This window comes from Candidatus Nitrosotalea sinensis (assembly GCF_900143675.1).
Lineage (GTDB): Archaea > Thermoproteota > Nitrososphaeria > Nitrososphaerales > Nitrosopumilaceae > Nitrosotalea > Nitrosotalea sinensis.
Window position 1 is genome coordinate 474,140 of record NZ_FRFC01000003.1, and the last position, 13,969, is coordinate 488,108.

At 36.8% G+C, this 13,969-nt stretch carries 15 protein-coding genes; 6 read left to right on the plus strand and 9 right to left on the minus strand.

The window, feature by feature from the left end; all coding sequences use genetic code 11:
- Nucleotides 1–24 precede the first annotated feature (24 nt).
- A complete protein-coding gene (locus tag NSIN_RS04380; RefSeq protein WP_101009561.1) occupies nucleotides 25–1,311 on the minus strand; it encodes an MFS transporter in 1,287 nt (428 codons plus the stop codon).
- Between the two features lie 156 nt (nucleotides 1,312–1,467).
- Between NSIN_RS04380 and NSIN_RS09440 the strand changes: the two genes are divergently transcribed.
- Complete coding sequence (locus NSIN_RS09440) at nucleotides 1,468–1,629, plus strand: hypothetical protein (RefSeq protein WP_165775240.1); 162 nt, start codon at nucleotides 1,468–1,470, stop codon at nucleotides 1,627–1,629.
- A 71-nt stretch (nucleotides 1,630–1,700) separates the two neighbouring features.
- Nucleotides 1,701–1,871, plus strand: a complete 171-nt coding sequence (locus tag NSIN_RS04385; protein ID WP_218192578.1) for a hypothetical protein — start codon at nucleotides 1,701–1,703, stop codon at nucleotides 1,869–1,871.
- On the opposite strand, the gene NSIN_RS04390 is transcribed toward NSIN_RS04385, so the two are convergent.
- The 3 genes from NSIN_RS04390 to NSIN_RS04400 all read right to left on the minus strand — a co-directional run bounded on the left by NSIN_RS04390 (nucleotide 1,861) and on the right by NSIN_RS04400 (nucleotide 4,443).
- Nucleotides 1,861–2,682 carry a SirB1 family protein gene (locus NSIN_RS04390; RefSeq protein WP_101009563.1) on the minus strand — a complete coding sequence of 274 codons (822 nt, stop codon included), beginning with the start codon at nucleotides 2,680–2,682 and terminating at the stop codon, nucleotides 1,861–1,863. The two genes, NSIN_RS04385 and NSIN_RS04390, sit on opposite strands and share 11 nt — an antisense overlap.
- The gene (locus NSIN_RS04395) at nucleotides 2,679–3,866 is read right to left on the minus strand and encodes a hypothetical protein (RefSeq protein ID WP_101010059.1); all 1,188 of its coding nucleotides are present in this window, start codon (nucleotides 3,864–3,866) and stop codon (nucleotides 2,679–2,681) included. The genes NSIN_RS04390 and NSIN_RS04395 overlap by 4 nt, the downstream gene beginning before the upstream one ends.
- A gap of 85 nt (nucleotides 3,867–3,951) precedes the next feature.
- Complete coding sequence (locus tag NSIN_RS04400; RefSeq protein ID WP_101009564.1) at nucleotides 3,952–4,443, minus strand: hypothetical protein; 492 nt, start codon at nucleotides 4,441–4,443, stop codon at nucleotides 3,952–3,954.
- A gap of 148 nt (nucleotides 4,444–4,591) precedes the next feature.
- Between NSIN_RS04400 and NSIN_RS04405 the strand changes: the two genes are divergently transcribed.
- Nucleotides 4,592–5,878, plus strand: a complete 1,287-nt coding sequence (locus NSIN_RS04405; RefSeq protein WP_101009565.1) for an MFS transporter — start codon at nucleotides 4,592–4,594, stop codon at nucleotides 5,876–5,878.
- Nucleotides 5,879–5,916: 38 nt separating this feature from the next.
- Here NSIN_RS04405 and NSIN_RS04410 read toward each other — a convergent pair whose 3' ends face one another.
- Entirely contained in the window at nucleotides 5,917–6,444 is a 528-nt protein-coding gene (locus NSIN_RS04410) for a hypothetical protein (RefSeq protein WP_101009566.1), read from the minus strand.
- Between the two features lie 69 nt (nucleotides 6,445–6,513).
- On the opposite strand from NSIN_RS04410, the gene NSIN_RS04415 reads away from it, so the two are divergent.
- A complete protein-coding gene (locus NSIN_RS04415) occupies nucleotides 6,514–7,929 on the plus strand; it encodes an MBL fold metallo-hydrolase (protein ID WP_101009567.1) in 1,416 nt (471 codons plus the stop codon).
- Between the two features lie 15 nt (nucleotides 7,930–7,944).
- Nucleotides 7,945–8,766: a sulfite exporter TauE/SafE family protein gene (locus tag NSIN_RS04420; protein ID WP_245871900.1), complete on the plus strand. Its 822-nt coding sequence runs from the start codon at nucleotides 7,945–7,947 to the stop codon at nucleotides 8,764–8,766.
- Between the two features lie 22 nt (nucleotides 8,767–8,788).
- Here NSIN_RS04420 and NSIN_RS04425 read toward each other — a convergent pair whose 3' ends face one another.
- On the minus strand, nucleotides 8,789–9,292 hold the full coding sequence (locus NSIN_RS04425; RefSeq protein ID WP_101009568.1) for a hypothetical protein: 504 nt from the start codon (nucleotides 9,290–9,292) through the stop codon (nucleotides 8,789–8,791).
- Nucleotides 9,293–9,401: 109 nt separating this feature from the next.
- Here NSIN_RS04425 and NSIN_RS04430 point away from each other — a divergent pair, with 109 nt between their 5' ends.
- Nucleotides 9,402–10,658, plus strand: a complete 1,257-nt coding sequence (locus NSIN_RS04430; protein WP_101009569.1) for an APC family permease — start codon at nucleotides 9,402–9,404, stop codon at nucleotides 10,656–10,658.
- Nucleotides 10,659–11,059: 401 nt separating this feature from the next.
- Here the strand turns inward: NSIN_RS04430 and NSIN_RS04435 are convergent, their stop codons facing one another.
- The 3 genes from NSIN_RS04435 to NSIN_RS04445 form a co-directional block, all read right to left on the minus strand.
- Entirely contained in the window at nucleotides 11,060–11,485 is a 426-nt protein-coding gene (locus NSIN_RS04435; protein WP_101010063.1) for a universal stress protein, read from the minus strand.
- 221 nt (nucleotides 11,486–11,706) lie between these two features.
- Nucleotides 11,707–12,669 (minus strand): cupredoxin domain-containing protein, encoded by a 963-nt coding sequence (locus tag NSIN_RS04440; RefSeq protein WP_101009570.1) that lies wholly within the window; start codon nucleotides 12,667–12,669, stop codon nucleotides 11,707–11,709.
- A 246-nt stretch (nucleotides 12,670–12,915) separates the two neighbouring features.
- Complete coding sequence (locus tag NSIN_RS04445; protein ID WP_101010065.1) at nucleotides 12,916–13,818, minus strand: cation diffusion facilitator family transporter; 903 nt, start codon at nucleotides 13,816–13,818, stop codon at nucleotides 12,916–12,918.
- Nucleotides 13,819–13,969 lie beyond the last annotated feature (151 nt).

The following is a 13,969-nucleotide window of genomic DNA, read 5'->3' on the forward strand; positions in this document are numbered from 1 at the left end:
AATCTTGATTTGGAAAAACTAATTCTATGCTGATTCAGTATTTGGCATCTGGGTCTTTCTCAAAGTCAGTACCAGTGATGCAGAAATTGCTAGAAAAATAATCATGATTACAGTAGGTTGCATAAACGAACCAGTAGTTGTTCGAAGAACTCCTGTAATGTATGGACCAAAAAATCCCCCAATGTTTCCAACGGTTCCTATTACTCCAAGTGATACTGCGGCAGCTGTTCTTGACAAAAACATGGTGGGAAGTGTCCAAAAGATTCCAAATGCAGAACCAATTCCTGTCACTGCTATTGCAAGAATTATTGTTGCAAGCGTTGCATCTTGATGTATTGCCATACTTGCTGCAAGAGCAATAATTCCTATTACTAGAGGTATGAACATGTGCATCTTTCTTTCATTTTTCTTGTCTGAGGATCTCCCAACTAGAATCAAACCCACAAGGCTCCCTGTGTATGTGATTGCGGTAATGTATCCTACCGTGGTAACTGGAGTCTTTGTTATCTCACTGAACATTGTTGGCAAGAAAAATAGCAATGCATATGCTGTAGCAAGCCAGAATGTGTAAATTATACAGAGTATGATGGTCTCACGATCGCGTATTGCCTGTTTCCACGAGTAATCAAATTTTGTCTTGGCCTTGCTTTCCAAATCCAGTTGATCTTCTAGATACTTTTTTTCTTCTGCATCAAGCCATTTTGCTTGACTTGGTTTGTCCTTTAGATAAAAATACGACATTATTCCAATTGCCAGGGCTGGAATGCCTTCAAGTATGAATAACCAGCGCCACCCTGTAATATCACCCCAATTGTATGTCAAAATCTGGGTGGATATGGGACCCCCAATTATTTGGGACACAAATATTGCAGAAAGAAGTATGGATATCACACCTGCTCTTTCTTTTACTGTAAACCAATGTGAAATATACACCACCAGGCTTGTAAACAGTCCTGCTTCTCCAACACCTAGTGCAAATCTCATTATGTAAAACTGCCAATCAAAGTTTACAAGAGAAGTAGCGATGGCAACAGCGGACCACACCATGATTGTCATTGATATCCATTTTCTTGCACTCTTTTTTTCTGCAAATATTGTAACAGGGATTTGAAATATCAAATATCCTGCAAAAAAGATGCCTGCACCAAGACCAAAGGCAGCAGCTGTAAAATGCAGGTCCTTTGACATGGTAAGTGTTGCATAGCTAATGTTGGTTCTATCAAGAAACGATATTACATACAAAATGAATATGAATGGAACAATTCGTAGAAACTTTTTTCGCCTTACAGAACTCTCTATTTTTGAATACAATGGTTCCTTTTGTCTTGATTAGCATTCTAGTTAACTATTCTGTCCATAGACTATGAATTGTTATACTACCTGGGGGGCTGTTTTCTCAAATACATGCCTGAACAATTGCCGCGATCTACGCTTAAACTTAATAAACCGAATTTCAGAAATCATGCAATGGTAAGGAGAAAGTCTGTAAAACCACGTGCAAGCGGTCCAAAAAACGTTACAACTGGTCTTTGTCCTAAATGCGGTACGATAGGAAAAATTTTGATTATAGGATTGATTGGAAGCGAGAAAGGCAAATGTCAATCCTGCAACGGCGAGTTCACACTATAGAAAATACTGACAAAACCCTCAACAAAATAAACCATAAATTTTTAAGATCACATCTAGTGAAGATTAGACGTATGGCAGGCGAAGATGAATCCATTTACGAACGAGTAGCTAGACTTGAAGACGAAGTTGCCAGCCTGAGAAATGAGGTAGATGTCCTCAAAGGAACAATGCGAAACAAGATTGTTCGATACGAGCATAAGCTAATCAAGAAAGGAAAGGACATCCAATCAATCATCGACTAGATTTTTCTTTAATTCCTTTTATCATCTCTAAAATTTCATCCACATCATCAGCTTCCGGTGCAAGCTCAAGGTATTTGTTAAGAGATATCAATGCAAGGTCGTCCTGCATCATTCTTGCTTGGACTATTCCCTTGTCTCTGATATCCTCCGGAAGGTCTGGCTCTAGACCAAGTATCATGTTTATGCAACGCATTGCCCTGTCATAGCTAAATGATTCAGTATATGACCCCTTTAGGTTTCTTAAAATTCTGATGAGGATTTTTTCAGGTTCTATGTCATTTAGAAATTCTGGCTCAAACTCTACTCCTTCTCCATATGTTGAATCAAGTATGTCCTGAAGATCTTCAATATCTAAAAGACTACCACGATTAAATGGATCCAAGATAAGCTCCTCTGAATATTTCACAAGAAAGTGACCCGGAAATCCAACAGGGTGTAGTTCAAGTCCTATTGCCCTTGCAATCTCGATGTAAATTATTGACAGTGTAATTGGTATTCCACTGCGCTTGTCAATTACCATGTTCAAGAAATTGTTGTGCGGGTTGTAGTAATCATCATTGTCTCCTCGAAATTCTAAAATATCAAACATGTATTCATTTAGCATCGATACAAGATAGATTGGATTTTTGACATCAGAGATGTGGTCTCGCAAGCCTTGCTTGAATGATTCTATCTTTTGGAGATATGCTGTAACATCAAGATCTGGGAATTCTAGTGTCTGAGCTAACTTGAGACATTTTTCAATCAATGTGTATTGTAGATTTTTTGCATAAGAGATCCACTCTGCTGCAAATGGATCAAAGTTATTCATTTTCTATTCAGATAACTCTCTGGGCTTTTTAGTTCTCGTGTTGTTGGAGGATTTGCAATCAATGTCTTGTATGTGTCCTTACCAATCTTTGCAAATACATGTTCTGTAAAGTCAGTTCCCATGCTCTTTCTTACTTGGTATGATGATATGTCACTATTTGCAAATGTTACAAGATAATTTCCAAAATCCTTGTCATCTTTTAGGATATTTTTTACTGCAAATTCTGCCATTCCCTCCATCGTTGTAAATGCCGCATGGTGTGCCTGTATTGGTTTGAGCCATCTCTGGTAAATGTCAAGAAGTTGTGGAATCATCTCAAGTATCTTTGGGTCTACTGTCACCTTGGTAAATGTCATAACGTCAGGGCCCAGAACTTGAACTATAAAGTTGTCAGGATTTAATATGAAAAATAAATTTGCCCTCTTGGCAACTGGATACTCATCTGGAACTTCTGGTAATTGCAAGTAGTTGTACAGGTTCTTTGTAGCATTATCATCAAGACCCAGAATTATCTTGGCGAGCTCCTCGTTTATTGCATTTACTTCAGTTACTGCATTTTTGTTCATGTTATACAAATTGCTTTGTATGGAGTGAATTTGCTCCTCAAGTATGGTCATCTTGAGCGCTCCTATGTATCCTGAATTTACTTGCTCAAATTTTGGTTCGTAGGGCTCACCTTGTTTGTACAAAATTATCTGAGGATAGCTTGATAGGATGAATTTGTTTAGGTATACTGCAGACTCGTAATAGTCTCCATATGTGGTTGATATCTGAGAGATGTACCCCTTTGCATATGTAGAGTATACCAGATATCTAAAGGTCTGACTCTCTGCAAGTGATGCGATTTTTTGTACATCCTCGTGTGCTATTGCAGTAAATAATTCATCTACAAATGCTGCTGATTCTTTTGTTGGGTATACCTTGCGCCCTTTGAGTTGCTTGAATCCGACAAGCTCGGGAAATTCTATCTTGGTGTTTGTGACTGGAATTCCTGTAAATTCTGTTATTTTCTTTGACATGTCTGAATAGATTCTGTTGCAGATTGACTCTATCTCTTCAAACTTTATCTTTGAGGCAAATGCCTGATCTGCTTTTTCCTTTGAGGAAATTATCTCTTTTTCCTCGTTTATCTCAACTGAGAGCTGATCCAAAAGTGCATATGCAAATTCTTCAAACTCTGTCATCAAAAGACTAGGGCCAGACATGCCAATTTAACATTAACTTTGAAGGTCTTGTCTACAAGTAATCAAAAGTATGTCAAACTAGCATCTACTGAGATGCAGTTGAATTTGTGTTTGTGCTATTTTTTGGCATGGTTGAATTCATGTTATTTGCTGCAATTGTGGAATTTGTATTGATGGTAATCTTTGTGCTGTTTTGTTGTACTGGTGGCATCATCTTTACTGGCATTTGTTGTGTTTGATTTTTCATTGGGGTTGATGGGTTTGGAATCATGACTTGGTTTTCTGATGCATTCTTTGTCCAAGCGTTTACAACAACTTGATGCATTATGATGCTACCATATTGTCCGCCAGTGGCTTTTCCTGGGCCTTGGCGTTGTGATGCAGATACTGCAGATGACCACTTCATATTTTCTCCTGGTTGGCATATGTGTATTCCACATACTCTGCTTGGGTCAAGACTTGCAGTAGTGCGACTGTACTGACCTGATCCTCTTGTCAAGGCATTTGCCTCTTGGGTCAAAGCCATTGAAATTACAAGAGAGAACAATACTGCAAAAACTAGAATCTTCTTAGACACTTTGTGTATTTGTAAAGTCTTAGAATAAAAGGTATTCGCCTTTCATATGCTGCAAGACCATTTCAAAATCATCGTTCCTTTGGTCTAATGTCGATATCATGGATTTATTCTCGACAAATTCATATCTGATTTAAGAATCGGAGATGCAATGTCTAATCTCACTAAGTCCCAGAGGTCTGTACTTCTTGGCTCTTTTCTTGGTTGGTCCCTTGACGGATATGATCTTGTCCTGATGCTGCTTGTAATTCCGTTGATAAGTAACTTGTTCTTTCCATCAGGAAACACTACATTTTCTCTACTTGCTACTTTTGCAGCATATGTTGTAACACTGATAATGCGTCCTGTTGGCGGTGCATTCTTTGGAAACTTTGGTGATAAGATAGGGCGAAAAAAGATAATGATTGTAACTATTCTGGGGTTTTCTGCTGCCACTTTTTCAACTGGGTTACTACCGACTTGGACGATGGTCGGAATTCTTGCACCTGTACTTTTAGTAGCATTGAGATTTACACAGGGTTTCTTTGCAGGCGGTGAATGGGGAAGTGGCGCTGTAATTGCAATGGAAATGTCTTCTAAAAATTCACGAGGATTGTTATCTGGAATTTTGCAAAGTGGGTATAATTTTGGTTATATTATGGCATCTGTTGTGTATTTTTTCATCATGTCTTCTTTTCCAGAATCTCAATTTACTGAGATAGGGTGGAGAATAATGTTTTTCAGCGGGATGATACCTGGCCTTATAGCTCTCTTTGTGCGGTTCAAGATGAAAGAGTCAGAGACTTGGCTTGAAAAATATCATCAAAAAAAGATAGAACGCACTCCGGTTCGAAAAATCTTTTCTACTGGAGAAGGGCGAAAACGTTTCTTTCTGGCATTGGTAATCACTGCAGGTCTAATGTATTCATATTACACCACCATGGGGTTCTTTCCCACTTTTCTTCAAGGATATGTTAATGTCAGCAAATCTGAAGTACCTGCATTGATGATTGTTGCAACGACAACATCATTTTTTGGTCAGATATTTGCAGGATATGCAAGTCAAAAAATAGGCAGGATGAAAGTCCTTACACTGTTTGCAATCTCTGCTGCGATTCTGGCAATTCCTCTAGTCTCTGGATTGTATCACACTACATCATTTTATGAGAGATCCCTGTATACTCTGGCACTAATTTTTGTTGCAACATCAGGATTTGGTCCAATACCTGCCTTTTTGTCAGAAAGATTTCCTACAGAGGTACGAAATAGTGCAAGTGGGCTTACCTATAATGGAGGTCTGTTGTTTGGTGCATGGGCACCATTGATTGCAATTAGTATGCTATCATTGAAAGGATACTTGACCCCCATTGCGCTGGGAGTAAACGTACTCATTGGATCACTGGTGGTAATACTTGGGTCTAGAATTAATCCTGAAACAAAAGATGTCGACATACAATGATGTACTAGTGTATCTTTACTATTATTCTCCTGTATTAATTATTCTTGAAACCTAAGAACAAGTGAATTGTTTGTAACTGTTGTATTGCATGACTTGTCAAGTGTAGATCTTATTAATGTCTCTAAGAATGCCTTGAGAAATATGGAGCCTTTTTTTCCTAACTCGTGACGTACACTAAAGGTAATGTCATCTCCTGTCCTTGCCTTATCATGTGTACCATATCCACAATGATCAAAATACATCTCGATGAACTTGATCACATTGTCTGAAGAAATTCCTTTCCATTTGAACAAAATGAATTCCTTTGGTGCTTTCTCTGCAATATCTATAGCTAAATTTAAAATATTTTTTTCATCTAACGATTCAAGTATATTTTTGAAGGCTTCTCTACTTAGAACAATAATTCCAAACTTTTCCATGTATCTGTTCCATTCTGCATATCCTCCAAAAATCTGATTTGCAAGTGTGTTTACAGTAATTTTCCTTGCTTTTGCTTCTTCTCGTAATGTCTTTTCATATTCTTTGTCTATTCTAAATGTGAAGGTGCTTGTTTTCTTGCTACTCATTTACCATCTGAACACAATTGATTACACTGCAGACTCATTTGCTAAATACTTTTTCGTGCAATGTTTATTATGAATAAAAATAATGAATCAGAAAATCTAGTAATAGCATCAGATGAACTATACTCTGATCTAAAAAGTGGAATGCCTCTTCTTGTATTTGATCTGAGACTCAAAGAACACTATACTCATGGTCATATAGAAGGATCTGTTCACGCTGTATGTGATTCCCGCGCCAAAGAAACAATCATGCCAAAGATTCCAAAAGGCGTAAAAATTGTATTAATTGATGAAGATGGCTCCATATCTGCCCCAACCGCAGCAATGATGGCATCATACGGTCTTGATGCACACTTCCTAAAAGGTGGAATAAAAAGTTGGGACAAATCTCTTGTGAAAAAAGACATTCACACAATAATCACACCTGAAGAACTATGGCACAAAATAACAAACAATGAGAATCTAGTCCTGGTGGATGTACGACAGCCTGAAGAATTCTCTGATTTCAAGATTCCGGGAAGCATAAACATTCCACTTGGAGAACTGTTTGATATCCAATCTCTAAATAAAATTCCAAAAAGCAAACAGGTAGTTACCATCTGTCCGCATGGTAATAGATCAATGGTTGCAGCATTTGCCTTGGCAAGAAATGGCATAAATGCATTATCTCTTGTAGGAGGTCTTGCAGGATGGGGACAAGTTCTAAATCCAAAAGTTGTAACTAGAGACGATGTAACTGTAATCCAAGTAGAAAAAATTGGAAAGGGTTGTCTTTCATATATTGTAGGATCAAAGGGAGAGGCTATGGTGATTGACCCTGTCTATCCTGCAGAAAAATATGTCGAGTTTGCACGAAATGAAGGATTACAAATAGTCAAAGTAATTGATACACACCAACATGCAGATCATGTCTCTGCAGCACGAGAGATTGCCAAAATAACAAACGCCCAACTTTACATGAGTAAATACGAGCAATATGATTTTACAAGCAATAGGGTTGGAGATGGAGACCTCATAAACTTGGGTGATTCAACCATACGTGTAATCCATACTCCAGGACATACTGCAGGAAGTCTGTCTTATGTACTGGATGAAAAATATGTCTTCACAGGAGATATTCTGTTTGTAGATGGAATCGGTAGACCTGATTTGAGAGATAATGCAAAAGAGTTTGCAGAGGATCTGTATGACACACTACATCACAAACTGTTTGCATTGCATGAAGAAACACTAGTACTTCCTGCCCATCATGGTGAGCAGAGCGGATACAAAAATAGTGTCTATCAGACAACTTTGAGGGATGCAAAAAAGATGCTCATGCTGGGTCTTTCACATGATAAATTCATCGACAAAGTAATGAATACAACACTTCCAAGACCAATGAATTACGAAAAAATAATTCAAATCAACAAATCTTTGCAGCAAGTTCCTACTTTGGATGTTGCTAATCTGGAGATTGGCCCAAACAGGTGTGCCATCTCTACCTAGTTCGGTTGATCTTTCATGGAAATGGTGACTTGTCTTACTCTGATAGTAGGACAAATTCTTGATTTACAATTAGAGCCAATCATAATATTTCTCTCTTTAATCTCTGGCATTGTAGTAGGATTTAGCCTTGGTTTGATGGGAGGGGGAGGATCAATTCTAGCAGTTCCACTTTTAATCTATGTCGTAGGATTATCACCTCATCTTTCATTTGGAACTTCTGCTCTATCTGTAGCAGTAAATGCAATCACAAATCTGATACAACACAAGAAAAATGGTCATGTGAAAATAAGAAAGGGACTGGTGTTTGCCATTCCGGGCGCTGCAGGTGCATTTTTTGGAGCACAGCTTGGGTTGCTTACTCCATCAAATCACCTGCTAGTTCTGTTTGGATTATTCATGATCGGAATTGCAATTTTCATGTTACGACACAAACATACAGCACAGAATGTCGTAGTGGATAATTTTGGAACCATGCAGAAGATGCGTCTTGTCATTACTGGTCTGTTTGTAGGCGTTGCTGCTGGATACTTTGGAATTGGTGGTGGATTTCTAATTGCACCAACCCTGATTTACATTGGTGGGTTTGGCATATTGGATGCAATTGGAACATCACTTCTTCCAGTAAGTGCATTTGGGCTTACTACTGCTAGCAGATATGCAATGGATGGTCAGATCAACTTGATAATCTCTGCTCTTTTCATAGTGGGGGGTATTGGAGGGGGAATGTTAGGTACTAGACTTTCTACAAAAATACCTATAAGAAAATTAGCAAAATTATTTGCCATTCTCTTGATAGCTGTGGCCATATATGTGATTATGCGCAGTATTTCATTTTAGATGCATGTCAACTAGACCCTGTCTAGTGACCCATGTGTTGAGTTGACTGGAAATTCATGAATTGTTGTATGGCATCAAGTAGTTCTGTATTATTTGCTCTCAAAATTAGAACAGAGCCACCATCAATGTCTTCTATTGAATATTGAATCATATTTTTCTTTGCAGTCATGATGTCGGTACCAGGAACAACTTGGGCATGAATGTAGAACGGCTTTGTGAAATTTCCCTGCGAAAACTCGTACTGTATGTCTTTAACATGAGATCTTATCTCGTTGATCGTCTTGATATCACTCATGTTTATTGACATTATCATAATTTCACCGCCTGTTTTTGTAGCCATAAAATGATGATGTATCATACTCTGATTGAATCCCATTGCAATGTCTCCACGCTCTAGCATTGCAGTTTGATTAGAGTCTGTTATGTTTACATGATTGACAGCATGTTGAATGTTTGATGATGTTGAATAAAAAATTATTATTACAAAGATCACTATTCCTACAATTATGGGTACTTTGAAATTCAATAATATCACTAATACATTGAATCCGAATATGAAATATCTGTTTTATTGACATGATTTAATTTTGGAGTTGATTCGCAATGCTCATTATCAATAAGAAGATCTCAATTCTATGGCCGAATTAAAGAGAAGCCTAGGTCTGTTTGATGCAACTGCCCTTGCAGTTGGAGCAATCATAGGGGCAGGAATTTTTGTTATTTCCGGGGTAGCAGCAGGGCTTGCAGGACCTGCAGTTATTTTATCAATAATCATTGCTGGAATTGTATCTTCATTTACAGCATATAGTTATGTGAGATTAGCTTCAAAATTCACAGAAGAAGGAGGTCCATATGTCTACGCAAAGAACACGATTTCACGTTTTGCGGGTTTTATCACTGGTTGGCTGTGGCTATTTGCAAATATTGTGGCAGGAGCTACTGTAAGCCTAGGTCTAGCAAGTTACGTGACATCACTCTTGCCTACCTTGCCTATTGTGCCTATTGCAATTCTGAGCATACTGATACTTGTTATACTGAATATAGTTGGAATAAAACAGTCAAGCATATTCAATGCAGTTCTTGTTGCATTGAAATTATCTGCATTGTCTTTGTTCATAGTCATTGGATTCTCACATCTGAATTTCTCATTTTATGAACCCTTTTCACCAAATGGCATAAAAGGTATTTTGAGTTCTGCTGCTTTGATATTTTTCGCATATACTGGATTTGGCAGACCTGCTACTGCAGCAGAGGAAATCAAGGATCCTAAGCATACAATTCCACGTTCAATTGTTCTCGCATTGGTATTATCATCAATTGTGTATATCCTAGTTGGAATAGTGTCAACAGGTCTGATACCTTATCAAAAGATTGCCAACTCTGGTTCTCCAATAACTGATTCTATTGAATATGGCATCAAAATTTATTGGCTAGAAATATTTGTAAGTTTTGCAGCTATTGTTGCTACCGTCAGTGTATTGTTGACAACCATTATTGGAGTATCTAGAGTCTCATTTGCAATGGCAAGAGACAATCTCTTGCCGAAATTTTTTAGTAAAATGCACAAGAGATTCTCAACTCCTTATCTTTCCATTTTGATTACGGGGGCAGTTATGGCAATCTTGCCCATATTTGGCAGCTTAAAACAAACTGCTAATGTAACAAACTTTGGCTCATTGCTAGTTTATGCTATAGTTAATTTTACTGCCATTCTGCTAATAGCAAAGGACCAAAATCGTATGCGACGATATCTCATGGTGATTCCAGCCCTTGGGCTAATTTCTTGCATTGCGTTGCTTTATTTTTTAACTCCCATTTCATGGATTATTGGAATTTCTTGGATTGCAGTAGGCTGTGTATATTATGTTGTAATAAAACATCGTCTTAATTGAAAATACTAAATAAATAAAAAACTAGAAATGTTCCAATTGCTATTGATAGTGGAACAAGTATTATCTTCTTCATCTTTGAGAATTTCTAGAAAGTAGAATGAAAGATAAGTCTTCTGTAACTTGGTAAACTCACAAAGTTAATCATCTGATAAATATCAAAATGCACAAAGTGAATTAATGAATGAAATAGAAAATACAAAAAGAAGAACTATTGAACAAAACCTATTCTGGATGGAAAAAAAATCTGGTATGATATTTGTAAAATTTCATAACAGTAAAAACTGTTAACAAATCTAAAACACGATTCTGTATTGTAGGCACGTCAGGCAATTCCCTGATCAAATTTCTGTTGTCCAAACCAATTTGTCCATTTGAATTCTTACAAACTTTTCAAAAAATCGTTATCTTACTATTAATACTGGAATGTTGGATCTGTTCACCACTGTGTGGGATACACTACCGAGAAATGCTCCTTTAACAGAACCTAATCCTCTTGCGCCCATAACTATGATGTCAAACTTTGATCTTTTAGAAAAGTTCACTATCTCTGTAGCACTATCTCCAGTAGTTGTCTTACCGTGAAATACAATACCGTTTTGTGCACATCTTTTCTTTGCAGTTGACATTAATTCATTTGTAAATTGTACGAGATACTTTCTGTCGAAAGTTATTGGCTCAAATACAGTGATCTTATTTGGCATTACAAAAAGACCTGTTATTGTACCTCCGCACTGCCTTGCTAGATAAATTGCATTATCAAGTCCTTTATGCGAGTTTTTTGAACCGTCCATTGGAACTAGGATCTTTTTAATTTGGTATTTTGACATTGTTGTTAATATATCCCGCAATTATAAAAACTCGATCAAAAATCAAGCATAATTTGTTGTTAGCACAATAATTGTTTTCTATTGTAAACAATCATGTCACAACCGTAACAAGATCCTCTACGCTGGGCTATGTGAGATCAGTGACTAAAAAATGGAAAATGATGTGTCCTTGAATTCATTATGTTTAGACAAAAATTTGCTTAATTAAGAATAATTATTTCTTAAAGTTTCTCACCTGTTCGCTTCTTCTTAAATTTGTCTCCCCATTTTGCCCAGATTATGATAAATGCAAGAGCTGCTATTGGAGGTCCAACAAAAACTATCTGGGTTTCTTGACCCAATTGTAGATTTCTTGCAGGCTGAATCACTGGAATTTCTTTTTTGATCTCTGATGGATTATCAAATACAAAAGTAGAAAATCTTACAGTTTCATTCATGTTGCCTATGTTTTCAAGTCTGAATTCTACTGGACCTGACTTGTTAAATACAAAATATTTGTAAGCTCCACTATATTGTGTAGAATCTTCAGATGAGAATATCTCTGTACCATTTTGTACTATGACAAAACGATAAGGCGTAGATGTCATAAACTCTGAAGAAGTTGCAGGATTGTAGAAATTAAATACAAATGTAACTTGTTCTCCAGTCAATATGATATGTGGCTCCCATGAGAGATCTGTCTCAACCATCTTATCATCAGTATACTTTACAACTGGCCATTTGTTGATTTTATTTCCCTCTGCATCTGTGGCATAATCCGGAATGTCCTGACTTACTACTATTGCTCCATTCATCCAGGGGTGGATTGTACAAAAATAGTAAAATGTTCCGGGTTTATCGAACGTAAATGCCAATGATTGACTAGGTTTGAACGGGCCGCTGTCAAAATAACCATCTGGTTTTCCTTCCATCTTTCCTTGTGAAAATTCACCTCTGTCAACACCTTTACCGCTAGTTACAGTATGTACTTCCCTGTCAGAGTTGAGCCATACTATTGTATCATTGACATGTATGGTAAGAATTGGTGGAGTATACCAAAAGGGTGCTTCAGTCTCAAAGTGAGGATTGGATGCTCCAAAAGGTATGGTCACAGTTCTATTCTCAGCAAATACATTCTGAGTACCACACACTGTAATTGCTGATATCAACAAAATGAGAAATATGATAAACTTAGAATCTAACATGTAATTTCATGTATGTTATCACATTTATTTTATATTCTATGTTGCAAGATCCACAAAAATTGTCTTTGTAACAGTTCCATTTGTAGCACTTATTCCTAAAGTTTCCAGATGGTATATTCAAATTTCTTAGATGCAATTGTACATATTCACTTTCGCTATAGATCTGAACTATTTTTGTGATATCGTGTGAGTTAATCTTGAAAAGCTCTGGGGTAGAAAATTCCAAAAAGTATAATCTCAAATTTGTTAGTGATAAGGTTCTATCTGGATGGTAGAACGAATAATTCCAAATTTATTCTCAAGTATGGATCTTATCTCTAAAATTATTGCTTGAGATTTTTTCTGATCAAGTGTCACTACATGGGCAGACAATGCATTCATTCCTGATGTTATGGCCCAAATATGCAGATCAAATATTCCAGTAACCCCTTTTATTTTCAATATGGCATTTTTTACTTCCTCATAATCTATGTTTGATGGTGTACCTTCCATCAAAATATTGATTGATTTTTTCATTATTGACCAAGTTCTGGGGAGAATGAATATAGAAAGACCAATGCTGAATATTGCATCAGCCAAATAAAATTTAGTAAAAAATATTATAATTCCTGTTATAATTATGCCCGCGGCACCTGCTGTGTCACTTAGAACTTCTAACCTAGCACCTTTCATGTTGAGATTTTCTTCTTCATGTTTGTGATCATGTCCCTCATGTCCACCATCTTCATGTGAATGACCTCCAAGTATCTTCACACACAGTACATTTACTGCCAATCCAACACCTCCAATTATTGTCATTGGGATGCTTTGAATCTCTGGTGGTGCAAAGATATGACGATAACCTTCAATGAAAATGTAAATTGATAACATGACTAAAGCTACGCTGTTTACTAGAGATGCAAGTATCTCTGTTCTGTAAAATCCATAGGTACGTTGAGGAGTGGGTTTTTTTCGTGTAAAATTAATGGCAAAAAGTGACAAAGCAAGTCCTCCAACATCTGTTAACATGTGGCCTGCATCTGCAAGCAACGCAAGACTGTTAGTTAGTAAACTTCCTACAATCTCTGCAACAAAATATGTCGAAGTAAGAATTAGTACAATTTTGAGTTTTGATATTCTATTTGAAGATGTACTTTCAGTTTGCTGCATAATGCCCAAGATTGATTCTAATTTATTAATTTAGTGCTATATTTTGATATGTTTTTAATAATTATTATTAATTTAGATTAATCTCATTAATAATTAACTCTGTTGAAATAATTTTCTACCATTTGCCAAATCTTTGACAATGGATGTAAGA

Coding starts and splice junctions, on each gene's coding strand:
- NSIN_RS09440 (WP_165775240.1), top strand. CDS start 1,468: ATGGTAAGGAGAAAGTCTGTAAAACCACGTGCAAGCGGTCCAAAAAAC.
- NSIN_RS04385 (WP_218192578.1), top strand. CDS start 1,701: ATGGCAGGCGAAGATGAATCCATTTACGAACGAGTAGCTAGACTTGAA.
- NSIN_RS04390 (WP_101009563.1), bottom strand. CDS start 2,682: ATGAATAACTTTGATCCATTTGCAGCAGAGTGGATCTCTTATGCAAAA.
- NSIN_RS04395 (WP_101010059.1), bottom strand. CDS start 3,866: ATGACAGAGTTTGAAGAATTTGCATATGCACTTTTGGATCAGCTCTCA.
- NSIN_RS04405 (WP_101009565.1), top strand. CDS start 4,592: ATGTCTAATCTCACTAAGTCCCAGAGGTCTGTACTTCTTGGCTCTTTT.
- NSIN_RS04410 (WP_101009566.1), bottom strand. CDS start 6,444: ATGAGTAGCAAGAAAACAAGCACCTTCACATTTAGAATAGACAAAGAA.
- NSIN_RS04415 (WP_101009567.1), top strand. CDS start 6,514: ATGAATAAAAATAATGAATCAGAAAATCTAGTAATAGCATCAGATGAA.
- NSIN_RS04420 (WP_245871900.1), top strand. CDS start 7,945: ATGGAAATGGTGACTTGTCTTACTCTGATAGTAGGACAAATTCTTGAT.
- NSIN_RS04430 (WP_101009569.1), top strand. CDS start 9,402: ATGGCCGAATTAAAGAGAAGCCTAGGTCTGTTTGATGCAACTGCCCTT.
- NSIN_RS04435 (WP_101010063.1), bottom strand. CDS start 11,485: ATGTCAAAATACCAAATTAAAAAGATCCTAGTTCCAATGGACGGTTCA.
- NSIN_RS04440 (WP_101009570.1), bottom strand. CDS start 12,669: ATGTTAGATTCTAAGTTTATCATATTTCTCATTTTGTTGATATCAGCA.
- NSIN_RS04445 (WP_101010065.1), bottom strand. CDS start 13,818: ATGCAGCAAACTGAAAGTACATCTTCAAATAGAATATCAAAACTCAAA.